Annotated in this window: 28 protein-coding genes; 26 read left to right on the top strand and 2 right to left on the bottom strand. The window is 40.3% G+C overall.

Going from position 1 to position 26,190, the window contains the following annotated elements; all coding sequences use genetic code 11:
- The first annotated feature begins 2 nt into the window (after positions 1-2).
- The 26 genes from spoIIIAC to ACH8E3_RS01540 all read left to right on the top strand — a co-directional run bounded on the left by spoIIIAC (position 3) and on the right by ACH8E3_RS01540 (position 22,632).
- Positions 3-206, top strand: coding sequence for a stage III sporulation protein AC (gene spoIIIAC / locus ACH8E3_RS01665; protein WP_458630840.1), 204 nt, complete (start codon positions 3-5; stop codon positions 204-206).
- 10 nt (positions 207-216) lie between these two features.
- Positions 217-606, top strand: coding sequence for a stage III sporulation protein AD (spoIIIAD, locus tag ACH8E3_RS01660; RefSeq protein ID WP_458630839.1), 390 nt, complete (start codon positions 217-219; stop codon positions 604-606).
- Positions 607-622: 16 nt separating this feature from the next.
- Complete coding sequence (gene spoIIIAE / locus ACH8E3_RS01655) at positions 623-1,813, top strand: stage III sporulation protein AE (RefSeq protein WP_458630838.1); 1,191 nt, start codon at positions 623-625, stop codon at positions 1,811-1,813.
- Between the two features lie 15 nt (positions 1,814-1,828).
- On the top strand, positions 1,829-2,578 hold the full coding sequence (spoIIIAF, locus tag ACH8E3_RS01650; protein WP_458630837.1) for a stage III sporulation protein AF: 750 nt from the start codon (positions 1,829-1,831) through the stop codon (positions 2,576-2,578).
- A gap of 15 nt (positions 2,579-2,593) precedes the next feature.
- Positions 2,594-3,229, top strand: a complete 636-nt coding sequence (gene spoIIIAG, locus ACH8E3_RS01645) for a stage III sporulation protein AG (protein ID WP_458630836.1) — start codon at positions 2,594-2,596, stop codon at positions 3,227-3,229.
- Positions 3,230-3,271: 42 nt separating this feature from the next.
- Positions 3,272-3,952 (top strand): SpoIIIAH-like family protein, encoded by a 681-nt coding sequence (locus ACH8E3_RS01640; RefSeq protein WP_458630835.1) that lies wholly within the window; start codon positions 3,272-3,274, stop codon positions 3,950-3,952.
- A 155-nt stretch (positions 3,953-4,107) separates the two neighbouring features.
- Positions 4,108-4,599 carry an acetyl-CoA carboxylase biotin carboxyl carrier protein gene (gene accB, locus ACH8E3_RS01635; protein ID WP_458630834.1) on the top strand — a complete coding sequence of 164 codons (492 nt, stop codon included), beginning with the start codon at positions 4,108-4,110 and terminating at the stop codon, positions 4,597-4,599.
- Positions 4,600-4,714: 115 nt separating this feature from the next.
- Positions 4,715-6,061 (top strand): acetyl-CoA carboxylase biotin carboxylase subunit, encoded by a 1,347-nt coding sequence (accC, locus tag ACH8E3_RS01630; protein ID WP_458630833.1) that lies wholly within the window; start codon positions 4,715-4,717, stop codon positions 6,059-6,061.
- A gap of 124 nt (positions 6,062-6,185) precedes the next feature.
- The gene (locus tag ACH8E3_RS01625; RefSeq protein ID WP_458630832.1) at positions 6,186-6,596 is read left to right on the top strand and encodes an Asp23/Gls24 family envelope stress response protein; all 411 of its coding nucleotides are present in this window, start codon (positions 6,186-6,188) and stop codon (positions 6,594-6,596) included.
- A gap of 76 nt (positions 6,597-6,672) precedes the next feature.
- A complete protein-coding gene (gene amaP / locus ACH8E3_RS01620; protein WP_458630831.1) occupies positions 6,673-7,212 on the top strand; it encodes an alkaline shock response membrane anchor protein AmaP in 540 nt (179 codons plus the stop codon).
- Between the two features lie 14 nt (positions 7,213-7,226).
- Positions 7,227-7,460 (top strand): DUF2273 domain-containing protein, encoded by a 234-nt coding sequence (locus ACH8E3_RS01615; RefSeq protein ID WP_458630830.1) that lies wholly within the window; start codon positions 7,227-7,229, stop codon positions 7,458-7,460.
- Positions 7,461-7,616: 156 nt separating this feature from the next.
- Entirely contained in the window at positions 7,617-8,069 is a 453-nt protein-coding gene (gene nusB / locus ACH8E3_RS01610) for a transcription antitermination factor NusB (RefSeq protein WP_458630829.1), read from the top strand.
- 32 nt (positions 8,070-8,101) lie between these two features.
- Positions 8,102-8,959, top strand: coding sequence for a bifunctional methylenetetrahydrofolate dehydrogenase/methenyltetrahydrofolate cyclohydrolase FolD (gene folD, locus ACH8E3_RS01605; RefSeq protein WP_458630902.1), 858 nt, complete (start codon positions 8,102-8,104; stop codon positions 8,957-8,959).
- Between the two features lie 11 nt (positions 8,960-8,970).
- Positions 8,971-10,338, top strand: a complete 1,368-nt coding sequence (gene xseA / locus ACH8E3_RS01600) for an exodeoxyribonuclease VII large subunit (protein WP_458630828.1) — start codon at positions 8,971-8,973, stop codon at positions 10,336-10,338.
- Entirely contained in the window at positions 10,322-10,582 is a 261-nt protein-coding gene (gene xseB, locus ACH8E3_RS01595) for an exodeoxyribonuclease VII small subunit (protein WP_458630827.1), read from the top strand. The genes xseA and xseB overlap by 17 nt, the downstream gene beginning before the upstream one ends.
- The gene (locus ACH8E3_RS01590) at positions 10,575-11,480 is read left to right on the top strand and encodes a polyprenyl synthetase family protein (RefSeq protein ID WP_458630826.1); all 906 of its coding nucleotides are present in this window, start codon (positions 10,575-10,577) and stop codon (positions 11,478-11,480) included. The genes xseB and ACH8E3_RS01590 overlap by 8 nt, the downstream gene beginning before the upstream one ends.
- Positions 11,481-11,583: 103 nt before the next feature.
- Positions 11,584-13,491, top strand: coding sequence for a 1-deoxy-D-xylulose-5-phosphate synthase (gene dxs, locus ACH8E3_RS01585; protein WP_458630825.1), 1,908 nt, complete (start codon positions 11,584-11,586; stop codon positions 13,489-13,491).
- A gap of 28 nt (positions 13,492-13,519) precedes the next feature.
- On the top strand, positions 13,520-14,362 hold the full coding sequence (locus ACH8E3_RS01580) for a TlyA family RNA methyltransferase (RefSeq protein ID WP_458630824.1): 843 nt from the start codon (positions 13,520-13,522) through the stop codon (positions 14,360-14,362).
- Positions 14,363-14,911 (top strand): hypothetical protein, encoded by a 549-nt coding sequence (locus ACH8E3_RS01575; RefSeq protein WP_458630823.1) that lies wholly within the window; start codon positions 14,363-14,365, stop codon positions 14,909-14,911.
- A gap of 24 nt (positions 14,912-14,935) precedes the next feature.
- Positions 14,936-15,385: a transcriptional regulator AhrC/ArgR gene (gene ahrC, locus ACH8E3_RS01570; RefSeq protein ID WP_458630822.1), complete on the top strand. Its 450-nt coding sequence runs from the start codon at positions 14,936-14,938 to the stop codon at positions 15,383-15,385.
- A 38-nt stretch (positions 15,386-15,423) separates the two neighbouring features.
- On the top strand, positions 15,424-17,148 hold the full coding sequence (gene recN / locus ACH8E3_RS01565) for a DNA repair protein RecN (protein WP_458630821.1): 1,725 nt from the start codon (positions 15,424-15,426) through the stop codon (positions 17,146-17,148).
- A gap of 116 nt (positions 17,149-17,264) precedes the next feature.
- On the top strand, positions 17,265-18,482 hold the full coding sequence (spoIVB, locus tag ACH8E3_RS01560; RefSeq protein ID WP_458630820.1) for a SpoIVB peptidase: 1,218 nt from the start codon (positions 17,265-17,267) through the stop codon (positions 18,480-18,482).
- 198 nt (positions 18,483-18,680) lie between these two features.
- Positions 18,681-19,484: a sporulation transcription factor Spo0A gene (gene spo0A / locus ACH8E3_RS01555; RefSeq protein WP_458630819.1), complete on the top strand. Its 804-nt coding sequence runs from the start codon at positions 18,681-18,683 to the stop codon at positions 19,482-19,484.
- Positions 19,485-19,729: 245 nt separating this feature from the next.
- The gene (locus ACH8E3_RS01550; RefSeq protein WP_458630818.1) at positions 19,730-20,461 is read left to right on the top strand and encodes a ThuA domain-containing protein; all 732 of its coding nucleotides are present in this window, start codon (positions 19,730-19,732) and stop codon (positions 20,459-20,461) included.
- A gap of 36 nt (positions 20,462-20,497) precedes the next feature.
- Positions 20,498-21,559, top strand: coding sequence for a Gfo/Idh/MocA family protein (locus ACH8E3_RS01545; protein ID WP_458630817.1), 1,062 nt, complete (start codon positions 20,498-20,500; stop codon positions 21,557-21,559).
- Between the two features lie 194 nt (positions 21,560-21,753).
- Positions 21,754-22,632 carry an AraC family transcriptional regulator gene (locus ACH8E3_RS01540; RefSeq protein ID WP_458630816.1) on the top strand — a complete coding sequence of 293 codons (879 nt, stop codon included), beginning with the start codon at positions 21,754-21,756 and terminating at the stop codon, positions 22,630-22,632.
- 167 nt (positions 22,633-22,799) lie between these two features.
- Here the strand turns inward: ACH8E3_RS01540 and ACH8E3_RS01535 are convergent, their stop codons facing one another.
- Positions 22,800-24,998 (bottom strand): GH92 family glycosyl hydrolase, encoded by a 2,199-nt coding sequence (locus ACH8E3_RS01535; protein ID WP_458630815.1) that lies wholly within the window; start codon positions 24,996-24,998, stop codon positions 22,800-22,802.
- A gap of 38 nt (positions 24,999-25,036) precedes the next feature.
- Entirely contained in the window at positions 25,037-26,131 is a 1,095-nt protein-coding gene (locus ACH8E3_RS01530; RefSeq protein ID WP_458630814.1) for a GntR family transcriptional regulator, read from the bottom strand.
- Positions 26,132-26,190 lie beyond the last annotated feature (59 nt).

The following is a 26,190-nucleotide window of genomic DNA, read 5'->3' as shown; positions in this document are numbered from 1 at the left end:
ATATGAATGTTGACGTGAACGCCATTTTTCAGATTGCAGGAATCGGTATCATCATCGCCATGATTCATACGGTACTCAAACAGATGGGGAAAGAGGATATGGCACATTGGGTGACGGTAATTGGTTTTATCGTGGTGCTATTCATGGTTATTCGAATGCTTGATGACCTGCTACAAGAGATCAAATCCATCTTTTTGTTCCAGTAGGAGAGCCATTATGGAAATCATACAAGTCGTTGGGTTAGGAATAATATCAACGATTCTCATTCTAATTATTAAAGAGCATAAGCCGATGTTTGCATTCCTGCTAACTGTTGCTACAAGTGTTCTTATCTTTCTGTTTCTGATCGGTAAAATTGATTCTGTTATCAGAGAACTAGAACGAATGGCAGAATCCGCAGGTGTCCAGATGATTTACTTGAAGACCATTCTCAAGATCATCGGAATTGCCTATATTGCAGAATTCGGGTCACAGATCGTAAGAGATGCTGGTCAAGAAAGTATTGCTTCTAAGATTGAACTGGCTGGGAAGGTTCTCATTATGGTACTAGCTATACCCATCATCGGAATTATTATTGAGACCGTTATGAAGTTACTGCCTCACTAGAAAGTGGGATTTAACGATGTTAGGAAAACAACGTTCTTTAGACGTTAAATATATATTGATGATGGTATTCGTCATGATGTTGTTATGTGCTGGCAATGTCTATGCAGATACTCCAAGTAATCAACTTATACAACAACAAGCGAACCAATTACCTAAGGATCAAGTTGAGAACTATTGGAATGAACTGATGAAAGATTACGGTGGATTCTTTCCTGATCAGAAGACACCTTCCTTTATGGATATGTTACTGCCAGGCGGTGAAGGATTTGGCATCAAAAATGTTATGGCAGGTCTAACTTCTTTTTTCTGGCATGAAGTGCTCTATAACGGGAAGCTCTTAGTTTCAATTGTAATGCTAAGTATTATGAGTCTTATTTTAGAAACGTTACAGACCGCGTTTGAACGAAATAACGTTAGCAAGGTCGCTTATTCTTTGTGTTATATGGTCATTATGGTGATCGCCATTAATAGTTTCTCTGTTGCCATTGGTTATGCCAAGGATGCTATTAATAACATGATTGAATTCATGATGGCAATGATACCGCTCCTATTCTCTTTATTAGCATCTATGGGGAATGTCATCACAGTATCCGTCACACACCCATTGATCGTATTTATGATTCACACCGTAGGAGCGGTTGTCCATACGACCATATTTCCACTCCTATTCTTCTCAGCATTGCTTCATATTGTAAGCTCTCTGTCTGATAAGTATAAGTTGACTCAAATGGCTAATCTATTGCAAAAGGTAAGTGTAGGTTTACTAGGTATATTGCTAACTATTTTTCTCGGGGTCATTTCTGTGCAGGGTATTACAAGCTCAGTCACAGATGGTGTAACGATTCGGACAGCGAAATTTGTATCTGGAAATTTCATCCCTGTCGTAGGAAAGATGTTTGCAGATGCAACGGACACGGTCATATCTGCTTCGTTACTGGTGAAGAACTCTATTGGGCTAGCGGGTGTCATTATCCTTCTTTTCCTTTGTGCCTTTCCCGCGATCAAAATTCTGACACTTGCCCTTATTTATCAAATGTCAGCAGCTGTACTGCAGCCACTAGGAGATACGCCGATAGTTACCTGCTTACAGACCATTGGTAAAAGTATGATTTATGCTTTCGCAGCCATGGCGGTTGTGGGGTTGATGTTCTTTCTAGCGATTACGATTCTTCTGATGGCTGGCAATATAACCGTCATGATGAGGTGATAAGGGAGGGTTGGTATGACGTGGTTAAACGAATGGATGAGGGAAGTCATCATGATTGTATTACTCGCTACATTTGTTGATCTTATTCTACCCAGTCGATCTATGGAACGCTACGTCAAGCTCGTTCTGAGTCTACTGATCCTACTGACGTTGATGCAACCGATCATCAGATTGTTAACAGATTCGCCTGAAGCGAAATTAAGTGCTGCTTTTGTGAATCAAGAGATGAGCGCAACACATTTTACGAACGGTAAAGAGACGACATTACAACAGATAATGTCCGAGGCAGAGAAAATAAAATCGCAACAACAAACACAAAGTCTTCAATGGACTGGAGAAGAGATCGCAAGACAGATGAAACAACAAATCGAACAGAAAACAGGTAAACAGGTACAAGAAGTCATGGTGTTCATGTCTCTGACCCCATTAGAGAAAGAGGAGAGGGCAGTGTCGCCATGGATTAGTTCCGTTGACGTTGTCATGCAGCAACCCACAGAACGTAGTGAAGGATCATCCGTGCAAGATGCTCCTAATTCGATGTCCGTTACCCCCATTGATCCAATTAAAGTGGAGATTGATGTGGGAACTGTAGATATAGGAACGGTTCCATTAGATCAGAATGGTCCACAGAACAATCCACCTGAAGAAGCGACAATTCAACAGATTCAAGGTGCGGAAGACATACAGAAACTACTCAGTAATGAATGGAATTTAAAAGCAGAACAAATCCGCGTGTTAACGAAAGACAACGATGTCAAAGTATAAAGGGGGTGATTGGAATTGCGAAGTTGGTATAAGAGAATTGAGCAATGGGTAGGTCGTTCTGGTGGAACAAAAAGAATATCTGCCTTTCGATGGCTTATCATTCTTGGCCTAGTTGGCGTAGGCATTGTATTATTCAGTTCTTTTGTCAATGTAAAGAAGGTTGAGAACGAGAATATAGGTCGGGAGCCACCGACCCCAACACTGACACAGGAGACGTTTCAAGATACAGGCTCAGACATTGATTCTTTTGGAAGCATTGAGAATGTATTCGAGAATAGCATTAAAGATATTTTAGAAAAAATAGTAGGTGTTGGAACGGTGGATGTCTTAGTCACGGTCGATTCAACTGAAGAAATTGTTGTTCAACGAAATGTGAGAGATTCACAGCAGACATCAGAGGAGAACGATTCTAACGGTGGCAAGAGGAATACTACACAATATACACGAGATGGTGAGATCGTCACTTATGAGGCACAAGGCAATCAGACACCTATTATTACGAAGAGAGTCAAGCCACAGATTAGAGGTGTGTTAATCGTAGCCAAAGGGGCAGAGAACCAAGTGGTACGCAATCTTGTTATAGATGCCGTTGCAAAAGGACTAAATGTACCTAGCTATCGAATATCAGTTGTACCACGTAAACAATATTAAGGATTCATCCATTCTTGTGAAAAGACGAAGGAGGAAATTTGAATGAATAATAAAAGACAAACAATATGGTTAGTATCGATGCTTAGCTTGATGGTGGTATTATCCGCTTATTATCTCTTTACTGAAGATTCAGGAACATCCAAAATCCCTGTGGCAGATAGTCAACAAGTTGTAGGTCAAAAGCCGGTAGTGGATGAAGAAGTAGTGATTACGGAAGTTGTGGTAGAAAATAAGGATGGTCAACTGACTGCGACAACGAAGACGCCAGAAAACAAAAACGAGAATATTACGGAGTCACAAGAGACTGTAAAGACAGAGGATAAGAAGACGGATGATGAGGTATTGGACGAAGTTGCATCGCAGACGGTGTCAGGTCGAAATGTATTAGATTCAATGCAATGGGAACGTAAAGAAAGTAATATTAAAAAAGAAAGTGATTTATATGTAAAATTAGACAATCAACAGAGTACACCTGAAGATTTAGCAAAAGCGAATAATGAACTAAAGAGTCTAGAAGAAAAAGAATCCATCATTACTGGTATTGAAGAGGAGCTTCATCAGCAATTTGGAGAAGTTGTTCTCAAAGAAGAGAATAACCAGTACGAAGTGCTTGTTCTCGCTGAGAAATTAGATACTAAACAAGCTGCAAATATCGTTGAACTCGTCATGAAAGAATTAAATGTGTCTCAGAATAAAATAAGCATTCGAAAAGTAGCGCCTTAAAATCAGATGATGTTCGCTATAATTAGACAGTTGCGGAGAAAATAATGAAAGAGTCCAGTTCATTCTGGACTCTTTTCATTTCGTGTGATTATGATATAATACATATCTATATAAGTTTGTATGGGGTTTTCGATAGTTGAAGGAGTGAATTAAACATGTATAAGTTAAATGAGATAAAAGAATTAATTAAAATGTTAGATGAATCTTCTGTTCAAGAATTGGAAATTGAAGTGGAAGGTAGTCGGTTATCCATTCGTAAACCAGCACCAATTGAGGTTATGAGTGTTCAGTCATCTTTACCGCAATCGTATTCAATGGCACCATTACAAATCCAGACAACGAATCAAGTATCTGAACCAGGTGTAACTGGTAGTGACCAACAGCCAATAGCAGATACGCAATCAACATTACATAAAATTGTGTCCCCTATGGTGGGAACGTTCTACAGAGCCGCATCTCCGGATGGAGCGCCACTCGTGGGCTGTGGTGATAAGGTGCATGCTAAATCCACAGTATGTATTATAGAAGCTATGAAGCTTATGAATGAATTGGAAGCAGAAGTAAAAGGTGAGATCGTTGAGGTGTTGGTTGATAATGGACAGCTCGTGGAGTTCGGTCAACCTTTATTCCTTGTAAAAGCGGAGTAAGAAAAATCAAGTTAAGATATAAATGCTTTCGAAGTGAGTTTTCCTTCGGAAAACTAAGCGAATGCTTTCGAAGTGAGTTTTCCTTCGGAAAACTTTTAGGAGGATGGTACTAGCAATGAAATTTCATAAAGTGCTCATTGCGAACCGTGGAGAGATAGCGGTTCGTATTATCCGAGCTTGTCGTGAACTTAATATTTCTACCGTGGCAGTCTATTCTGAAGCAGATAAAGACTCGTTACATGTTCGTTTAGCAGATGAAGCTTATTGTATAGGTCCATACTTATCTAAGGATAGTTACCTTAATGTTACTAATATTATGAGTGTAGCGACATTAACGGAATGTGATGCCATTCATCCTGGGTATGGATTCTTAGCTGAGAATGCTGATTTTGCTGAGATTTGTGAATCATGTAACATCACATTTATAGGTCCATCTGCAGAATCGATAGCACGAATGGGAGATAAGTCTGTTGCTAAATTGACGATGAAAGAAGCGGGTGTACCGGTTATACCTGGCTCTGATGGGATTGTAGACAATTTAGTCGAAGCGATCGTGATTGCACGTGAGATTGGTTACCCTTTAATTATCAAGGCAACTGCTGGTGGTGGTGGCAAGGGAATCCGAATTGCAGATGATGAGGAATCTTTAATTAAGCAGATCACAGCTGCACAACAAGAAGCACAGAAGGCATTTGGTAATGCAGGAGTATATTTAGAGAAATACTTGACTGGAATGAAGCATGTAGAGATCCAGATCATTGCAGATAATTACGGTCATGTTGTGCACCTTGGTGAACGTGATTGTTCCATACAACGTCGTAGACAGAAATTGCTTGAAGAAGCTCCATGTCCTGTACTATCACCAGAAATTCGTGAGCAAATGGGTGAAGCAGCTATTCGAGCTGCCAAGTCTGTTCAATACTCAGGAGCTGGAACACTTGAATTTCTCTTAGGTCAAGATGGACAATTCTATTTCATGGAGATGAATACACGTATTCAGGTTGAACATCCAGTAACTGAAATGGTAACAGGTGTTGATATCATTAAGGAAATGATATGTGTGGCCGAAGGTAAAGCACTATCTTTTACACAAGATGATATTGTTATCAATGGATGGTCTATCGAATGTCGTATCAATGCCGAAGATCCTGAACGTAACTTCATGCCATGTCCTGGTGAGATTACATTCTACCTTCCGCCAGGGGGCCCTGGTGTTCGAATCGATAGCGCTGCTTATCAAGGCTATCACATTCCGCCTTATTATGATTCCATGATTGCTAAACTAATTGTCTGGGCACCAACAAGAAATGAAGCTATTGCCAAAATGAAACGTGCTCTAGCGGAGTTCACGGTTGGAGGAATACATACAACTATTTCCTTCCATCAAAAGTTGTTGAATCACCCTACATTTATCGATGGCGATTTCGATATTAAGTTCCTTGAAGATAACGAAATTATTTAACACTTTGTTTGTCTTAAAGAGATCAAAATGCTATAGTATGAATAACTTATTTAATAGGCTTGGATTACGTTATTTGATATTATAGAATGAAAGAAATTTACTTGGAGGGTGTGACGAATTTATTATGAGTACATTACCGACTGAGTTTGAACGTACGGATATCGGTGAGATTCAAATCGCTCCTGAAGTGATCGAAGTGATTGCTGGATTAGCTACAGTGGAAATTCACGGTGTAGCAGGAATGAGTGGCGGATTTGCTGGAGGTATTGCTGAACTTTTAGGTCGTAAGAATCAATCCAAAGGCGTAAAAGTAGAAGTAGGACAAAAGGAAGCCGCGATTGATGTGTCCGTCATTATAGAATATGGCTATCGCTTACCAGAAGTAGCAGCTCAAATTCAGCATAACGTGAAGCGATCCATTGAGAACATGACAGGATTGACAGTCATTGAAGTAAATGTTCATATTCATGACGTTATTTTTAAGCAAATTGAGAAAACTAACGATGATGTTGATTTCACTCAGCGTGTTAAATAACGGAGTCTGATAGTTCATTAAACCCCCGACGTAGGTGTCGCGGGTTTACTATAATTTTAGGAGGTTGGATTGTTTCGTGGCTAAAATACTTGATAGACTTTTGCTGTTTCTTTATAGCTTGAGTATCGCTATTCTTTCTGTAGCTGCAATCCTTCAACTAAACGGTGCGTTACCATTCAAATGGGTGGATCAATCCAATTACGGAGTGTTTATTACAGTCATCATAGGTCTGGTTATTCTGTTCCTACTTAGTATTCGTTTCTTCTATATTTCTATTCGAAGAGATCATAATAAGACGACATCCATTGATCAGCACACAGAGTATGGAGATATCCAGATATCGGTAGAAACCATTGAGAATCTATGTCTAAAAGCAGCTTCAAAAGTGCGTGGAATAAGAGACTTAAAGGCTAGAATTAGAATGGATCAAGCAGGTATTGATATCAAGATTCGTGCTGTTGTAGATGGTGAATATTCAATACCTACATTGTCTTCGGACATACAGAAACAGGTTCATGATTATTTGCAGGAAACGACGGGTATACCCGTAGCTAATGTAGCTGTGTATATTGCGAATGTGGCATTGTCCCCAAGTTTCAAGAGTAGAGTGGAATAGAGGTGAATTTCCCCATGTATTGGAAAGAAGTATGGGAGAGTCACGGAGGAAGAATTGGTGGATTAGCAGGCGGAATCGCTTTAGGTATTGTTTATCTAATATCTGGTTTTTGGGATATGTTGTTCTTTGCATTAGTTGTGTTCATAGGATATATCTTCGGTAAAAGAAAGGATCTGCGTCAGGAATCTCCATTTCAGTGGAGGGAAACTACGCAGTGGTTATCGGAGAAATGGCGTCTTTTCAAATGAACCCTAAGATATGCTTTCTCCGGAAAAAAGAGCTGCAGTTTCATGATGCCTATTTTTGGAGGAAGATATCTTAGGTTTTTTTTGCGAATAATTAGAAATACTGGTGGACAACAATCATATAGAGCTTAAGTGAAGTTCAGGAGGAAAGATATAATAATGAAAAGACGAGTAGCTAGAGAAATCGTAGTACAAAGCTTGTATCAGATGGAAATGAATTTGGTAGATAGTGAAGAGGCGGTATCCATTCTGTTAATGGAAGCTTCTGAAGAGAATGAGACAGACCGAATCATCAAAGACGAGACAAAGTTGAAGCAATATGTGATCGAATTGGTGAATGGCACATGGAATAATAAAGTCGCCATTGATGAATTGTTAATTCATTATTTGGTTGGATGGCAGATCAGTCGATTATCCCGTGTGGATCGTCAGGTATTGCGTCTAGCTACGTATGAAATGGTATATCAAGAAGATGTTCCTGCAAAAGTAGTCGTGAATGAGGCGATCGATCTTGCTAAGCATTTCGGTACTGAAGATTCGGGTAAATTCGTAAATGGTGTTCTAGGTAAGATGATCGGTGACTTAGTTGAGTTAAAAGAAAGAAACCAATAATAAATCATAATGAATAGATAGGAGAGATAATGATGACATCAAAGATAATCAGTGGTAAGGAAGTATCCAATGAAATTCGTGTTGCATTGACAGAAGAAGTCAAGGAGCTTGCAAATGCAGGAGTAATCCCTGGTCTTGCAGTAATATTGGTTGGTGAGGACGCTGGTTCACAAGTCTATGTCCGTAACAAAGAGAAAGCTTGTCAAGATTTAGGCTATTATTCTGAGGTACATCGTCTATCTGCTCAAACGACACAAGATGAATTATTGGCTCTAGTCCATAAGCTTAACAAGCAAGAGAATATTAATGGGATACTTGTCCAACTTCCATTACCTGCACATATCGAAGAGAAATCCATCATCAATGCGATAGCTGTTGAGAAAGATGTAGACGGATTTCATCCAATCAATGTAGGGAACTTAGTCATTGGCAATGAAAGTCTACTTCCTTGTACACCAGCAGGTGTCATCGAATTGATTGAGCGTACGGGTATTGAATTGTCTGGTAAGCATGCTGTTGTTATTGGTCGTAGTAATATCGTAGGTAAGCCTGTCTCATTATTGCTTCAACGTGAGAATGCTACGGTCACTATGTGTCACTCACGAACTGCAAATATGGCTGAAATTGCTCGCCAAGCTGACATCCTAGTCGTTGCAATTGGCCGTGCGAATTATATTGATGCAAGCTATGTTAAACCTGGAGCAGTCGTTATTGATGTGGGTATGAATCGATTGGATAATGGTAAGCTTGCTGGCGATGTTGATTTCGAAAGTGTTAAAGAAGTATGTGGTGCAATCACACCTGTACCAGGTGGTGTTGGTCCAATGACGATTACTATGCTTATGAAGAATACACTCGTTGCTGCTAAACGGCATCACGGGTTATCATAAAGGGTTCTGCTATGGAAGATCAAAAGGTATTATCTATTAAGGATCTAAGTCGTTATATTCGCATGAAGATGGATTCAGATTCATTGTTGTCTGATGTGTGGATTCGTGGAGAAATATCTAATTTTACTCATCACTCTAGTGGGCATATGTATTTCACTTTGAAAGACGAGAGCAGTCGTATAAAAGCGATCATGTTCGGATCATATAATCAGAAGTTACCTTTTCTGCCTAAGGAAGGTGCACGGGTTATTGCCCATGGAAATGTAACTGTCTACGAACGAGATGGGCAATATCAGTTCTATGCGACACATATGCAACCTGATGGCATTGGAAGTCTTTACCTTGCTTTTGAACAGTTGAAAAAAAGATTGGAATTAGAAGGTCTATTTGCAACGACTCATAAACAGCCGATACCTGTATACCCGAGAGCCATTGGTGTGATTACTTCACCTACAGGTGCAGCGGTAAAAGATATTATGATTACCTTACAACGTCGTTATCCACAAGTACACATCACGTTATACCCTGTACTTGTCCAAGGTAAAGATGCTGCACCTTCTATTGTGAAGGCGATTGAAATGCTGAACACCATGGCTGAGGTTGATGTTATCATTGTCGGTCGAGGTGGCGGTTCACTGGAGGAATTGTGGGCTTTTAATGAGGAAACCGTTGCTAGAGCTATATATAAATCTGCGATCCCTATCATATCAGCCGTTGGTCATGAGACAGATTTCACAATTGCTGATTTTGTGGCTGACCTTAGAGCAGCAACACCTACAGCAGCAGCAGAACTTGCCGTACCTAATATGGCGGATGTTAAGGCTTCCTTAGCGAATATGCAAAGACAGCTTCGTCAGTCGTTGAGACAGCGTGTATCCTATCATCGTGAACGTTTATTAGCGCTACAGCGTTCGCCTGTATTGGTTAACCCCAAGAGAACGTTACATCAACACACGGAGCGCTTGGACAAGCTGCAACAGCAACTGACCCGGTCAATTCGTTCCGAAATGAAGTTAAACAAAGAACGGAATTCACGAATGCATCAGAGTCTGTTGCGATTCAATCCTAAGAATCAAGTTGCTGCGGTTAGAAAACACAAAGAGAAGAATGATCATCAACTTCAAATGGCTATGACAGCCATCCTTAAAACGAATAAGAATCAATTAGGTACTGCAATCAAACAATTGGATGCGCTTAGTCCGTTGAAGGTCATGTCTCGTGGATATAGTCTGGTCTATGATGAGCAGGATTCTCATTTGGTTAAATCGCTTGAAGATGTAAAGGTAGGAGATTTGGTGAAGGTTAGATTGAGTGATGGTCAATTTGACGCTCGCGTATGGGCAATGGAGGAGGACTTAGATCATGGCAAAGGCGACTGAATTGAAATTTGAACAAGCAATGAGTCAGTTAGAGGCTATTGTTGATGAGTTAGAGCATGGAGATGTTCCATTGGAAAAAGCAATTGAATTATTCCAAAAAGGGATGGGACTATCACAATTATGTAACCAAAAACTTGAGCTAGTTGAACAGAAAATTGAAATGATTGTTCAAGAAGACGGCGAATTAAAAAGAAAACCATTAGTTGCTTCTCTAGAGTCAGAAAGCGGGGAATCAAATGATTAACCCTCCACCACTTCATGAGTATATAGATGATGTAACGGATAAAATGACAACGTCCTTGCTAAATATTATTCCTGTGACTTGGGATGTGCCGGTTAATCTGAAGGAATCCATGACATATTCTCTCCTCGCTGGAGGGAAACGATTGCGACCTTTATTGGTTATCGCGGCATGTGAAGCGATGGGTGGGGATCGTGAAGCGGCTATAGAAGCGGCATGTTCTGTTGAAATGATACATACGTACTCTTTGATTCATGATGATCTACCTGCAATGGATAATGATGATTATCGTCGAGGTAAGCTTACGAATCATAAAGTATTTGGCGAAGCAATGGCTATTCTTGCGGGGGATGGGTTGCTTACACATGCATTCTACCATTTAGCCCAAATATCGCGAACGCACGGCATTCCTGCAGAGCAAGTCGTTGACATCATATCTGATCTATCAGAAATGGCTGGACCAAGAGGTATGGTTGGAGGTCAAGTGGCTGATATGGAAGGTGAACAAGGATTAACGAATCTAACGCAATTAGAGTATATTCATCTTCATAAAACAGCTGATTTGATCATATTCTCTCTTGTTGCAGGTGGACGTATTGCTGGAGCGGATAAGGTTTGTATTGAGGCGCTACGTTCTTATGGGCATCATCTGGGTCTTGCCTTTCAGATACAAGATGATGTGCTTGACCTCATTGGTGATGAGAAGAAGTTAGGCAAAAAGACGCAAAGTGATATCAAACAAGACAAAGTGACGTACCCTTACTTCATCGGCCTTGAGAATTCGCAATTGGAAGTCGCAAGACTTACGCAAGAAGCGAAAAGAATTGTATTAGAAGCACCCATTCCCAATCCAGCGTTACTTCTTGATATAGCAGATTATTTGGTCAGTAGAGATCACTAAAACTGTCAAATTATAATAATAGGTGTCGTCTATGATATAATGAGCGAAAAGTTTCTATTCGAAACATTAATAAATCCTATTGAAGAAAAGTGGGGAGATTATAGTGCAGCTTCCACAATTAAATAATCCAGAACAGTTAAAGTCTCTTTCCGTGGATGAATTGAATTCTTTAGCGAGTGAGATTCGTCAATTCCTGATCGAGAAATTATCTGTTACGGGTGGACATCTTGCATCAAATTTAGGTGTGGTAGAACTTACGATTGCCCTTCATTATTGTTACAGTAGTCCAAAAGATAAATTCATATTCGATGTTGGTCATCAAGCATATGTCCACAAAATACTTACTGGACGCATGGATCGCTTCGATTCATTGCGTAAATATAACGGGCTATGTGGATTCGTGAAGAGATCAGAAAGTGAACATGATGTTTGGGAAGCCGGACATAGTAGCACATCTCTTTCTGCTGCTATGGGAATGGCTCTTGCGAGAGATTTAAAAGGCGAAGATAACAAAGTAGTTGCTGTTATTGGAGACGGTGCACTTACTGGTGGTATGGCATTTGAAGCTCTGAATCATATTGGTCATGAGCAGAAGAAGCTTATGGTGATTCTTAATGACAATGAGATGTCTATTGCACCGAATGTAGGAGCAATGCACAATTATCTAAGTAAAATCAGATCAGATCGTCATTATTTACGTGCAAAAGATGAAGTGGAAGTCTTGTTAAAGAAAATTCCGGCGATTGGCGGTAAATTAGCGAAGACGGTCGAGAAGTTAAAAGATAGTCTGAAATATATGGTCGTTCCAGGTATTTTGTTCGAGGAACTAGGTTTAACCTATCTTGGACCTGTCGATGGACATGATATGTCGAAATTAATTGAAGCTTTTCGTCAAGCAGATAATGTGGATGGTCCTGTATTTGTTCATGTGCTTACAACCAAGGGTAAAGGTTACACACCTGCCGAAGCAGATTCCTATAAATGGCATGGAATTACACCATACAAGATAGAATCCGGTCAAGTAGTGAAATCGGTTGGTAACCCAATGTATACAGATGTGTTCGCCCAGACATTAATTGAACTTGGAGAACGAGATTCAAGAATAGTAGCTGTAACCCCTGCAATGCCTGGAGGTTCTGGACTATTCCCATTCAGCAAGCGGTTCCCTGAGCGTATGATTGATGTTGGTATAGCTGAACAGCATGCTGCTACAATGTGTGCTGCAATGGCAATGGAAGGTATGAAGCCTGTATTTGCTGTGTATTCCACATTTATGCAACGCTCTTATGATCAGATTGTACATGATATATGCAGACATAATGCAAATGTCATGTTCGCTATAGATCGTGCAGGATATGTTGGGGCAGACGGAGAAACACATCAAGGTGTTTATGATATTGCTTTTATGCGGCATATACCGAATATGGTTCTCATGATGCCTAAAGATGAGAATGAGCTACGTCATATGATGTTCACGGCACTAGAATATAATGATGGCCCGATTGCTTATCGTTACCCACGTATTAATGGACTCGGTGTTGCGCTGGATGAACAGTTGGTTTCTATTCCAATTGGTTTATGGGAAACGGTTCGTGAAGGTGAGGGCTATGCCGTACTTGCTGTGGGTCCTATGGTGCAAATCGCATTAGAAGCTGCAGAACAGTTGAAACGTGATGGAATTCAATTACAGGTTGTGAATGCACGCTTTCTAAAGCCTGTAGATGAAGTGATGTTAAGATCACTTGCTCAGAGGAATACGAACATGATCGTTCTAGAGGAAGCATGTGAGGCAGGTAGTCTGGGCAGTGCTGTTCTCGAGTTCTACGCAAACGAACATATATTTAATACAACCGTATCTATTATGGGAATTCCGGATCGATTTATTGAGCATGGTAGCATTAAAGAGCAGCGTGAGGAAACAGGTCTGACTGTTGATGGCGTATGCGAGGAAGTACGTAGACTGGTTGCGTTACATCCTTATGAATATGGAAAGAGTAACTTTTCGTCCTAAGGCGTAAAGACGGAAATAAGGTGAATAGATGGTAAAAGAACGAATTGATGTTCTTCTGGTTGAACAAGGATTATATGATAGCCGTGAAAAAGCAAAGGCAGCAATAATGGCGGGATTAGTATTTGCAGCTGAAGAACGTATTGAGAAGCCAGGCATGAAGATCCCAAGAGATGCTGTGATTAGGGTAAAAGGTGCTGTTCATCCTTACGTGAGTCGTGGTGGATTAAAGCTTAAAAAGGCGATTGATACATTCGAAATTAATTTGCAAGATTCCATCATGCTTGATATCGGGTCTTCGACAGGTGGATTTACCGATTGCGCTCTTAAGCATGGAGCTCAACATGTCTATGCTATTGATGTAGGCACGAACCAATTAGATTGGTCACTTCGTAGTGATGATCGTGTCTGTGTAATGGAGAAAACAAATTTCCGCTACATGACACCTAGCGATTTGGTTGGACCTTCTCCTAATTTTGCAAGCATTGATGTTTCTTTTATTTCACTTCGAATCATTTTGCCACCGTTAATGGCATTATTGAACCCATCCTCACGTATTGTTGCTTTGATTAAGCCGCAATTCGAAGCAGGACGGGAAAAGGTGGGTAAGTCTGGTGTTATCCGAGATTCCGCTGTTCACCGTGAAGTGTTAACAACGGTTCTTACGTTAGCAGAAGAAATGGGTTACCGATTGCAGGGACTCACATTCTCACCTATTACAGGTGGGGAAGGGAATATCGAATTTCTAGCCTATTGGAAGTTGAATGAAGATACATTAGAAGTATCCCCGATGAATAATGAACGTTTGATGACGCTCATCAATCAAGTCATACAAGAAGCTACACATACATTTAAGGGGAACTCATCTAAATAGATGAGTTTTCTTGCTGAAAAAGGTTTTTTTCTGAAGTTCTCGAATACTTCTAACGGGGTGATTCTTGTGGTAGAGACAACAGATGCGTTAGTGATGGCTATCGTTAGTATTGTCCTCATCGTGGGGGTTGTTATTCTAGTAAAGAACTGGTTATCAAACACGACACTGGACGACAGACTGAAGATACCTTTTAATGATTACATACCTGAACATCCTGCTCTGGATGTCATGCGAAACAACGGATATGATGTCGTTGGTGGTAGAATCAAAATTCCCCTATATTTCGAAGTGGACCAGGAGGAATTCTTCAGCAGAGTATTTATTGATTATGTAGCATTAAATGAAGAAGGTGCGGTATATATGGTTAAAATAGCACGTAAACGGTTACCTTTAGAGTGGACAGGTAGTTCATTAAGGGACCATTTATTAACGTTGTTTCTATTATATCCAGATGCTGCAGGAGTGCTCTACGTAGATGTTTACGAAGAAAGAATCAGGCGGATTCATTTCGATTGGGATGAGGAAGAACTTATAGGCGATAATGCCTAAAATAAAAACAAGCAGGAGGCAACTATGAAGGGACAGCGACATATTAAGATTCGTGAAATCATTACAAATCGTGATATTGAAACACAAGACGAATTAGTGGACTCTTTACGAGAATCAGGATTTCAAGTGACACAAGCTACAGTATCGAGGGATATTAAAGAACTTGTACTTATCAAAGTACCAACAGATCAAGGTAATTATAAGTACTCAATGCCTACGGATCAGCGTTACAATCCAGTCATTAAATTGAAGAGGGCGCTTGTAGATAATTTCGTGCATATTGATCATACAGGTAATCTTGTCGTTCTGAAGTGTCTTCCGGGTACAGCGAACTCAATAGCTGTATTGTTAGACAATATGGAATGGAATCAGATCATGGGAACCATTTGTGGCGATGATACGATTCTAATGATCTGTCGAGTTGAAGAGGATAGTCTGTTCGTTATCGATCAAATTATGAGTTTTATTTCTTGAAATAGTAAAGTCAGTAAGAGCAGAGGTGGGATTGATTCATGTTAACAACATTATCCATTCGGAATTTAGCTGTTATTGAAGCGATTGATGCACATTTTTATCGAGGATTTCACGTATTAACAGGAGAGACAGGAGCGGGTAAATCAATCATCATTGATGCTCTGGGTCTCTTAGCGGGTGGCCGAGGTTCTGCAGATCTTATCCGTTATGGCTGCGATAAAGCGGAAATTGAGGCGTTATTTGAACTTCAAGAAGGACATCCGATATGGGCAACCCTTGCTAAGCTTGGTATTGAAGGGAATTATGAAGAACATTTAGTTATTCGACGTGAAATTACATCTCAAGGTAAGAGTATTTCTAGAATTAATGGACAACTTGTAAATCTAACGATGCTACGTGAAGTTGGCGATCATCTGATCAATATTCATGGACAACATGAGCATCAAAGCTTATTGCGACCTGAAAGTCATTTATTTATGCTGGATACATATGGTGAACGAACGATTGCTCCATTGAAGGATAAGTATCAACAACAATACTCTATATTTATTAAAGTGGAAAAAGAACTTCGAGAGTTACAAGAGAACAGCCAAAAGGCATTCCAAATGTTAGATTTATATCAGTTCCAATTAGAGGAAATTGCGACTGCAGATTTAAAAATAGGTGAAGATGAATGGTTAGTTGAAGAAAGGGTCAAGCTATCTCATAGTGAGAAAATGATGGATTCTGTGACGGGTGCCTATGATATTCTATACGGACAACATGGCATAAGTTCGATGAGTTCTGCAGTTACCTTTCTAAAAGATATTGTTCAGTATGATGAGCAAGCGCTAAAGCCATTACTCGAACAGCTTCAATCCGCCTATTTCCAATTAGAAGATGTCACATTTCAATTAAGAGATTATCGTGAACAAATTGAATTTAATCCAGAGCGATTAGAAGAAATAGAACAACGAATAGATAAAATTATTACCTTGCGAAGAAAGTACGGAGATAGTATTGAACAAATCATGAACTATTATGAGTCCATCAAGAAGGAAGTTGACTTAATGGAACATAAAGATGAACATGTGGAACAACTTCGTAAACGCAGGGATGATCTTTTTGTGGATTTACTCCAAATGGCGTTCGAATTAAGTCAAGCTAGGAAACAATGTGCCAACGATTTAGGTGTCCAAATTGAGGGTGAGCTTAAGGATCTTCAAATGGAACGTACTTCACTTAAAGTTAAACATGATTTATTGGAGGATCCACGGGGATATGAGATTGAAGGTCATAAAGTTCGTTTAACGAAGCAAGGTATTGATAATATAGAATTTATGATTTCTCCAAATCCCGGCGAGCCTTTAAGACCTTTAGGTAAAATAGCTTCAGGCGGGGAGCTTTCAAGAATTATGCTTGCTATGAAGACGATATTTGCTCGTCATGATCGAATTCCGGTTCTAATATTTGATGAAGTAGATACTGGTGTTAGCGGTCGAGCGGCACAATCCATTGCTGAGAAATTATTTAATTTATCGGAGGAGTGTCAAGTATTCTCTATAACGCATTTACCACAAGTAGCTTGCATGGCCGATCATCATTATTTAATCGAGAAGAATATCCATGATGGTCGAACGATGACAAGCGTAAATCATCTTACGGAAGTTCTGCGTGTTGAGGAACTTGCTCGTATGCTTGGTGGCGTTGAGATTACGACGAAGACACGTCATCATGCTAAAGAAATGCTGAAGTTGGCTGAAGCGAGAAAAGCTGGCAGGTAAGGCATTGGAGTAATGATTGACAGTAATAAAAGCCTGAGGGCGGGGTTATCTTAAAGGTACGCATTTGGCGACCACCTTTCGTCAAGCGAAAGAAGTAAAAGGGAGTGTGACAGCCATTGAGCTCCAACCTCAGGAAGAAATTTTTTGGCCTATTATCTGTCTCTATTCTGTGTTTAATCGGTACAAGTGAGTCTGTACAGAGTTACGCTGCGTTACCTACTATGCAAATGTCGTCTGGTCAGCCACTGCAAATCAGCTCCAGTCATAGTGGCAAGGATCAACTTTCCTCGAAATCCATCAGTACTATGCCCATGGAGACAATGGGGATTCAAGTCATACCTGGATTAAAGGTGTATCCAGGAGGACAGACCATTGGTGTTAAGGTGAAATCGGATGGGATCTTAGTTGTTGGACATCATTTAGTGAATGTCATTGACAATCATCGAATATCACCCGGTGAGGATGCTGGAATTCAATTAGGTGATTTGATGACACATATGGATGGCGTCCCACTGACGGACATCACTAAAGTTGGAAAGATTGTCGATCAAGCAGGATTAAGTAAAAGCAAACTTGAAGTCACCTTCAAAAGAGGGGACAAGATCTTATCAACAAAGTTGACACCAGCGTATGATGAAGAGGATAAGGCTTGGAGGCTTGGGCTGTATATTCGTGATTCAGCAGCTGGGGTAGGCACACTAACTTTCTATGCACCTGATCAGGGCGTATATGGAGCGTTAGGGCATGTTATAACAGATATGAATACTCAAACGCCAATTGTTGTTGGAAGTGGTCAGATTGTTGAATCGAACGTCACCTCTATTTCAAAAAGTCAAGATGGAGAACCTGGTGAGAAACGAGCTCATTTTTTGAAGGAATCGAATATCTTGGGTAATATTGTTAGTAATACTCATTTTGGGATCTTTGGTGAGATGACTAAGAATCCGGAGCATAGTTTATATCAAGAACCAATCCCAGTTGCACTTGCAGATGAAGTCAAAGTAGGTCCTGCGGAAATTTTAACTGTCGTAGATGGACAACAAGTTGAAAAGTATAATATTGAGATCGTACATGTGGCGAAACAGGATACACCCTCAACAAAAGGATTAGTTATCAAGGTCACCGATCCTAAATTAATTAGCAAAACGGGTGGTATTGTGCAAGGGATGAGTGGTAGTCCCATTATCCAAAATGGTAAATTGATAGGTGCTGTGACACATGTGTTTGTAAATGATCCGAAATCTGGATATGGATGTTTCATTGAATGGATGCTACAAGATTCAGGAGTTATGCCCAAGACCTCTGATCAATCCAAAAACCTTAAAGCGAGTTAGCTTTAAGGTTTTTTGTCATAATTAGATGAATTAAATCATAACTTGTATAAAAATATTCTATTATAAATGATGCTGATAAAAAAATAAAGAAAAATATATTTCGACAGAAGGGATTTGGATTTCAATGTCGAAATTGTGTTGTCAGAGGAAAAAATTCTCAGTTTTATATTATCGAAGGAAACCAAGGAGGAACCAAAATTGCAAAAAATAGAGATCTTATTAGCGGATGACAACAGAGAATTTACAAATTTGCTTGCCGAGTACTTATCGGATCAAGAAGATATGGTTGTTACCGGAATCGCTTATAATGGCGAGGAAGTGCTCAATATGATCAATGAATCTAGAAAAGCACCTGATGTGCTTATCTTGGATATCATTATGCCTCATCTTGATGGTCTTGGAGTTCTTGAACGTTTACGTGAGATGGATATTTCACCTCAACCCAAAGTTGTGATGTTAACGGCTTTCGGTCAAGAGAACATTACCCAAAGAGCTGTGCAACTTGGTGCTTCATACTACATATTGAAACCATTTGACATGGAAGTGCTTGCGAATCGGGTCCGCCAATTGGTTGGTCAATCCTCCGTCAGTTCATCCCATATGTCAATGTCATCAAACAGATCTAACGTGCTTTCATTAGGCAAGGGGAGAAACCTTGATGCAAACATTACATCCATCATTCATGAGATTGGCGTTCCTGCACATATTAAAGGATATCAATATCTGCGCGAAGCGATCACCATGGTGTATAACAACATAGAAATTCTAGGATCCATCACAAAGACGCTGTATCCAGCCGTAGCTGAAAAATTCAAGACTACACCTTCAAGAGTAGAACGTGCGATCCGTCATGCGATTGAAGTGGCATGGACCCGCGGCAACATCGACTCCATCAGCCACCTGTTTGGCTACACGATCAATATAAGTAAGTCTAAGCCGACCAACTCGGAATTCATTGCGATGGTAGCAGATAAGCTTAGAATTGAGCATAAGGTTAGCTGAGGGCTTGAACGGTCGAGTTAAAGTGATGGGTAGTGGAAATTAGGAATTTGTTTTAAAGGATTAGCTTCATCACATGATCTAACACCGCTAGATATTGGAATTGTATAAATTCAATATCTAGCGGTGTTTTTCACTATCCCAAAAGACAAAATACAGGAATAAAGACACAAAACTGTAGGAAGAAAAAACGTAGGATTTTTTGTAGAATAGAGATATCACAACATGAAAAAGCGGGGGCGGAAATAATGATCAGAGTAACCGTTTGGAATGAGTATCGTCAAGAACATTCGGACGCTGAAGTCCGAGAAGTATATCCGGAAGGTATTCATGGTCAATTGGCAAGTTTCTTGGAAGAAGCTGGTATAGATACAAAGACGGCGACGCTGGATGAACCAGAACATGGCTTAACAGAAGAGGTTCTTAATCATACAGATGTTCTCATCTGGTGGGGGCATGTCGCTCACGGCGAGGTGAGCGATGAGATTGTTAACCGTGTACACAACCAGGTGTTGAAGGGAATGGGACTTGTAGTGCTTCATTCAGCGCATATGTCGAAGATTTTCATAAAGCTGATGGGTACAAGCTGTGACTTGAAATGGCGCGAATCGAATGAAAAGGAACGCTTGTGGGTCATGGACCCGAGTCATCCGATTGCCGAAGGTATTGGTGAATATATTGATCTTGAACAAGAAGAAATGTACGGTGCGCATTTTGATGTTCCAGCGCCTGATGAACTAATCTTTGTTGGCTGGTTTGAAGGTGGGAATGTGTTCCCAAGCGGATCGACTTACCGCCGCGGAAATGGAAAAATATTCTACTTCCAGCCGGGTCACGAATCGTATCCAACTTACTATCACCCTGACATTCAGAAAGTCATCGTAAATGGTGTGCGTTGGTGCATGCCTGTGAACCGCGACTATCCGGTATACGGGCATTCCGAAGCGTTGGAGACGATAACAACGAAACTCAAATCATAATTGAAATTTCTTTTTAGAGGGAAGGGGAATATATTCATGGAAAATACACAAAAGTATCATCTTGCCATTATTGGCTACGGTGGAATGGGCGATTATCACACACAGTTAATTGATAAAGTTGAGCAAATTACGGTGACTGGGGTTTTTGATATTGTTGAGCTTCGTATGAAACTGGCGGAGTCTAAAGGATATAGAGCTTATGATAGCTTGCAAAGTATGTTGACCGATGAAACCGTTGACATTGTGTTGATTGCGACACCTAATGATGTTCATAAGGAACTGGCCATTCAAGCATTACGTGCAGGAAAACATGTTGTTTGCGAAAAGCCTGTTACCATAACTAGCTCGGATTTGCTGGAAATCATGAAAGTGGCAGAAGAAGAGAATCGTATCTTTATGGTTCATCAGAATCGTCGTTGGGATGAGGACTTTCTCATCATTAAAGATATTGTGGACAAAAGAAAAATTGGGGAAGTCTTTCATCTGGAATCGCGTGTTCAAGGCGCTAATGGTATCCCGGGAGATTGGCGCCAACTGAAGGCATACGGCGGAGGAATGCTTCTAGATTGGGGCGTACATTTACTAGATCAACTTCTTCTTCTTACGGATAGCAAAATAGAAAGCGTCTCAGCGAACCTAAGTACAATATTGGGTACAGAAGTTGATGATGGATTCACTTCTTATATCCGATTCAAGGATGGATTGACGGCTGTCATTGAGGTCGGAACGACCAATTACATCAAGCTGCCACGCTGGTATGTAAAGGGATTGGAAGGTACAGCTGTAATCTTGGATTGGGATCTGAGCGGAGAGATCGTTAAGAACAATCCAGCGGTGGATAAAGTCGAACCTATACCGATTCAGGCAGGAAGAGGATTAACCAAAACGATGGCGCCACCATCCGAGGAATCAACTGTGAGATTGCCAATAGAACGAATTAGCGATTCTGGCCAGGAATTCTATTCTAATTTGGTAGCTGTTATCGAAGGGATAAACGAACCTGCTGTGAAGAACGAAGAGGTTTACCGTGTGTTGGTTCTTATCGAGACTATTTTTGAAGCTGCAGAGACGAATAGCGTTATTCATAAAGAGTTATAAATTTTCAAATATAATATTGTATTTTAATAGAAGGATCGCAATGTGCCCGTGATAACGAGCATATTGCGGTCTTTTGCTCTTTGAAAAGTTTAGATGAAAGGATGCTTTAGTCAACTCTTGTTAACATAGTCAACCTTTTAATGTACAATTGTTAAAGGAATGATAAAAAAGATTGAAGAGTGCGAGGGAACAAAATGAGCTTTTATTTAGAGATTCCGGAGTTGGATAAAGATCTTTCTTTCCGAAGCTTTGTCGATCTGGGAACTGCATTATGCTATCCTCACTGGCATAAAGAGATTGAAATTATTTATGTTACCAAGGGAAGTTTTGATATAGGCATTAATGATGTACCGATTCGCATGCTTAAAGGGGAGATTCAATTCATTATTGGTGGTGACGTTCATTACTTCCTAGCTTCACCCGATAGCGAGCGGATTGTCATCCAATTTGATTTGAGTCTGTATCATGAGATATCTATGCACCAGGATAAGACAAGATCTAGCGGGGAAGCCTTTATGGGGATGGAGCATTCTAGTTCGAAATGGTCAGCATATACGACAGAAAGAATGCGTTCACTGATTGAGAGCATTCACGATGAAAATGTCCAGAGTAAAGAAGGCTATAGATACATGATTAAGGCGAAGTTGTATGAGATGCTTGCGCTGATTTATCGTGATGTCCCTCGAAATAGCCAACAAAAAAATATTGAATTTTCGATTAATGGGAATATACGCTCTCGCGATATGCTAGAGAAGCTTGAACGTATTTTTTCATATGTAGAAGATCATTACCGTGAACCTATCACACTGAAGGAAATTGCTGAGTATATGGGCTTTGATTCTTTTTATTTCAGCAAGATGTTCAAAAAGAACACAGGAAAAAATTTCACCACTTTTCTTAATGATTACAGATTGAACAAAGCAAAGTGGTTATTATTGACTGGCGACGAGCCCATGATAGAAGTTGCCGAAGCTTCGGGTTTTGGAAGTGTTAAAACCTTTCATCACCTCTTTAAAGAAGCTACAGGCATTTCACCTTTGAAATACAGAAAGACATTAGCTGGAAAGATTTGAATGAACATCATAGCATGATAACACCCCTTGGCGATTTGTATAATACATTATAAATCGCTGAGGGGTATTTGGTAGTATCGTTCATCCAGCTAGAACGAAATGAAAATAAGGGACATCGCTATAGACCTTTATAAGTCTATAGCGTTGTCCCTTACAGAATGATTGAATTAATCGTTACGTTTTGAAATGGAGAATGGTAGCTCGTCGGGCCCATAGGAGCGGTAGGTTGGAGCTAGTCCGAGACGGAAATCCAATGATTTGCCTTCTAGAATATCCTCATGTGTAATATACAGCTTGTTATATTCCTCGTCTTCTAACATCACATTAGCAACGAAATTGGATTGAGGATTATTGTTCTCCGTATGAATATTCATATGTTTGCCATTTGGTAGTTCAATCGAAACACTGTCGAACAACGGAATTCCGAGCACGTATTCATTGCTTCCCGGGCATACCGGGTAGAAGCCCATGGAGCTGAATACATACCAACCAGACATACTGCCATTGTCTTCGTCACCAGGGAATCCGTCAAAACCGCTATTGAACAGGTTGGTCATAATTTGCTTAATGACAACTTGAGATGATGCAGGCTGTCCGACATAATTAAACAGATACGGAATGTGAAAGCTAGGTTGGTTTGAAATAGCCACTTGACCGAAATCGATAGCTGCCATTTCACTCATCTCATGAATCTCAAAACCATATCCTAAAACATCGAAATCTGGTACTTTGTTGCACAGTTCAGTGACTTTGTTAAAGAATGGTTCCTTGCCACCATAAGCTTCGATTAACCCTTCGAAATCTTGAAATACTGCAAAGCTGCTCTGCCATGCACTGCCTTCGGCATAATCAAGCCCCCAACTGGTATCATTGAAGTTGGGACGGAAAAATCCCTCTTGATCTTTCGACCGCATAAATCCGGTCTCGGAATCAAAAATATTCTGGTAATTCAATGCGCTTATTCTATACTGATCCGCAATATCACGCTTGCCTAACACTTCGGCGACGCGGCTGATACAGTAATCACTGTAGGCATAGTCTAGCGTATGATTCACACTCTCGTGATAGTTGTTCGGAACGTATCCATATTTGATATAGTCCAGCGTTCCTTGACGACCATAGCAATCCTTCTCACTTTGCGTCGTTGCTGCAGTTAACATCGCTTCAAGCAGTTCAGGCATTAGATGAGCTGCGATTCCTTTCGATGCCGCATCCGCAATAACGGCATCAATAAGTGTACCAGGCATTAATCCACGTTCATCTGGGGACAACCATTTTGGCAAAAATCCTGTCTCTCGATATGAATTCATAAAGCCTTCAAGCATTTCCTCATATTCCTTAGGTGCAATGATGGAGTATAAAGGATATACCGTTTTATATGTATCCCAGAATCCGTTATTGGTATAAAGAACGCCTTCTTTGACGGATTTGGCAGTCGTATCATAATGAACTGGCTTCATATTAGCATCTAACTCATAGAATTTCTGTGGGAATAGGAACATGCGGTACAAGCAAGTATAGAAAGTTCGCAAATATTCTTCGTTCGTGTGAGTGACTTGGATTTTGTTCAGGTAGTGATTCCAAGATTGAGCAGCTTGTTCTTTCTGTTCATCGAAAGATGTAGACATATCTCGCTTCAAATTAATCTCTGCTTGCTCGATGCTGATAAATGAGGTGGCTAGTTGAACATCCAGCGTACCTTTCTCACAATCTGTAAAACGAATGACCACATGCTGATCATCACCGCTTAGGGTACTTACATTGATTAAGTTTCCTTCAGCATTATAATAACCAGACTGCTCAAGATCTATGTCTTTGTTGAAAGTCATAGCCACGTACATTCGAAGCCCTTCGTCATGAGAACCAGAAAAGTTGCTGACATATCCTGTGAGTGTACGATTTGCCACATCTAGATGGAATTCGCTCTTTTTCTTGGCGTTCAGTACGAAACCAGCTTGATGGTTACCGTTATATTTGATCCGTAACGATGCACCGTAGCAGCTTGGAACCAGTTCGCTTGTGATGTTGTAACGTTGTTGTTTCACTTTAACATAATGAGGTTTAAATATTGCCTCTTCCGGTCGGTAGGAGCTTTGGCAAGTAAAGACAGATCCTCTGATTTTGTCATCTGCGATAGGTGTCATGAGAAAATGGGAGAAATCACCCATCCATGGACTCGGCTGATGTGTTAGACGAATACCTTGAAAGATGCGGTCATTCGGATTGAAGAACCAACTTCCCTCATCGTGCGTCTGTACGACAAAATGATTCATACCGAAAGGTACTCCGGTGTACGGCAGTGTATTTCCGTTGGAATAAGAATGTTTGTTATTGGTGCCTTGACGAGTGTCGATGTAATGCAACATATAGAGTTAGTCTCCTTAATATTAAGAATTGATATGGGCTACAGTTTCTTTACGGTCTGACGTTCAATGAGTTGAACAGGGACGATCATGTGTTCTTGCAAATGCCCCTGAGGACTCTCAATGAGATGAATAAGGCTTTGTGCAGCCAGATATCCCATTTGGCTGAAGTCCTGTGAGATCGTAGTCAGATTGGGCTCTACGAAGCTTGCAAGGTTAATGTTATCAAAGCCGATAATCGATATATCATCTGGTACCGAGAGACCTAACTCCTTTGAAATTTGAATAATTTCAATAGCAATGAGGTCATTCTCTGCAATAATCCCGGTGACCCCTTGCTCTATAGCGGATTGTAGGAAATTAATATAGTATTCTTTCCCATTATTACATTCTTGAGTCAAAAAACGATCTGTTAAGTCATTCACAGCGTAATCGATGAGGTTGTTATCATACAGCGCCTTTAAGTACCCGAAATATCGGTCCCGTATAGATGAGGAATCCTCTACCTTCAATGAGGAAAGGAAGGCAATTTTCTTGTGATTATTCTCAATCAGATGTGTGACAGCCAGATATCCGCCATCAAAATTATCGGAGACAACAGATGGGAATGGGATCCCCTCAATACATTTATCCATCGTGACCAGTGGGTAATTAGATAGATGATATTGATATAGAATACCAAGATCGCAAATACTGCTTACCGGGTAGAAGATCACTCCCGAGTTGGTGCTTTGAAGAGCAGCCTTCAATAGTTTTCTTTCTTCAACAATGGTGTTGGACTGGATGTTTAATGTGTAGTCACTATTCTTGAGATATTCGTTAATACCTTTCTCATAATCCCCGAGTCCTGGATTGTGGGAGAACGGCAGAATTAACAAAATCTCCTTGCGTGTATGAACTGAAGAGCGGTTCGAGATATGAATTGAATTCACGAAACTTCCCTTACCCTGTACTCGATAAATCAGATTTGAATTTTCCAATTCCGTCAGAGCCCGCTTTGATGTGATACGGCTTACGTTATATTGCTTTGATATTTCTGCTTCGGTTGGAAGTTGATCCCCACTTTTTAACTCCCCGGATTGAATCTTTGCCATTAAAGCATTCACGATATTTTGGTATAGAGGAACCTGTCCCATAACCTACCTCCTTGCTTAATTTGATATATCATTAACGTAATGGTTAAGTCAAATTTATA

Source organism: Paenibacillus sp. CMAA1364 (assembly GCF_054373195.1).
Note: the sequence above shows the minus strand (reverse complement) of the source record. Positions and strands in the feature narration are given on the sequence as shown.

Coding starts and splice junctions, on each gene's coding strand:
- xseB (WP_458630827.1), top strand. CDS start 10,322: ATGGCAAAGGCGACTGAATTGAAATTTGAACAAGCAATGAGTCAGTTA.
- ACH8E3_RS01550 (WP_458630818.1), top strand. CDS start 19,730: ATGATCAGAGTAACCGTTTGGAATGAGTATCGTCAAGAACATTCGGAC.
- ACH8E3_RS01615 (WP_458630830.1), top strand. CDS start 7,227: ATGTATTGGAAAGAAGTATGGGAGAGTCACGGAGGAAGAATTGGTGGA.
- accB (WP_458630834.1), top strand. CDS start 4,108: ATGTATAAGTTAAATGAGATAAAAGAATTAATTAAAATGTTAGATGAA.
- xseA (WP_458630828.1), top strand. CDS start 8,971: ATGGAAGATCAAAAGGTATTATCTATTAAGGATCTAAGTCGTTATATT.
- spoIIIAD (WP_458630839.1), top strand. CDS start 217: ATGGAAATCATACAAGTCGTTGGGTTAGGAATAATATCAACGATTCTC.
- ACH8E3_RS01530 (WP_458630814.1), bottom strand. CDS start 26,131: ATGGGACAGGTTCCTCTATACCAAAATATCGTGAATGCTTTAATGGCA.
- folD (WP_458630902.1), top strand. CDS start 8,102: ATGACATCAAAGATAATCAGTGGTAAGGAAGTATCCAATGAAATTCGT.
- ahrC (WP_458630822.1), top strand. CDS start 14,936: ATGAAGGGACAGCGACATATTAAGATTCGTGAAATCATTACAAATCGT.
- spoIIIAC (WP_458630840.1), top strand. CDS start 3: ATGAATGTTGACGTGAACGCCATTTTTCAGATTGCAGGAATCGGTATC.
- spoIIIAE (WP_458630838.1), top strand. CDS start 623: ATGTTAGGAAAACAACGTTCTTTAGACGTTAAATATATATTGATGATG.
- ACH8E3_RS01545 (WP_458630817.1), top strand. CDS start 20,498: ATGGAAAATACACAAAAGTATCATCTTGCCATTATTGGCTACGGTGGA.
- accC (WP_458630833.1), top strand. CDS start 4,715: ATGAAATTTCATAAAGTGCTCATTGCGAACCGTGGAGAGATAGCGGTT.
- nusB (WP_458630829.1), top strand. CDS start 7,617: ATGAAAAGACGAGTAGCTAGAGAAATCGTAGTACAAAGCTTGTATCAG.
- ACH8E3_RS01535 (WP_458630815.1), bottom strand. CDS start 24,998: ATGTTGCATTACATCGACACTCGTCAAGGCACCAATAACAAACATTCT.
- ACH8E3_RS01575 (WP_458630823.1), top strand. CDS start 14,363: ATGAGTTTTCTTGCTGAAAAAGGTTTTTTTCTGAAGTTCTCGAATACT.
- ACH8E3_RS01640 (WP_458630835.1), top strand. CDS start 3,272: ATGAATAATAAAAGACAAACAATATGGTTAGTATCGATGCTTAGCTTG.
- ACH8E3_RS01580 (WP_458630824.1), top strand. CDS start 13,520: ATGGTAAAAGAACGAATTGATGTTCTTCTGGTTGAACAAGGATTATAT.
- ACH8E3_RS01625 (WP_458630832.1), top strand. CDS start 6,186: ATGAGTACATTACCGACTGAGTTTGAACGTACGGATATCGGTGAGATT.
- spoIIIAF (WP_458630837.1), top strand. CDS start 1,829: ATGACGTGGTTAAACGAATGGATGAGGGAAGTCATCATGATTGTATTA.
- ACH8E3_RS01590 (WP_458630826.1), top strand. CDS start 10,575: ATGATTAACCCTCCACCACTTCATGAGTATATAGATGATGTAACGGAT.
- recN (WP_458630821.1), top strand. CDS start 15,424: ATGTTAACAACATTATCCATTCGGAATTTAGCTGTTATTGAAGCGATT.
- ACH8E3_RS01540 (WP_458630816.1), top strand. CDS start 21,754: ATGAGCTTTTATTTAGAGATTCCGGAGTTGGATAAAGATCTTTCTTTC.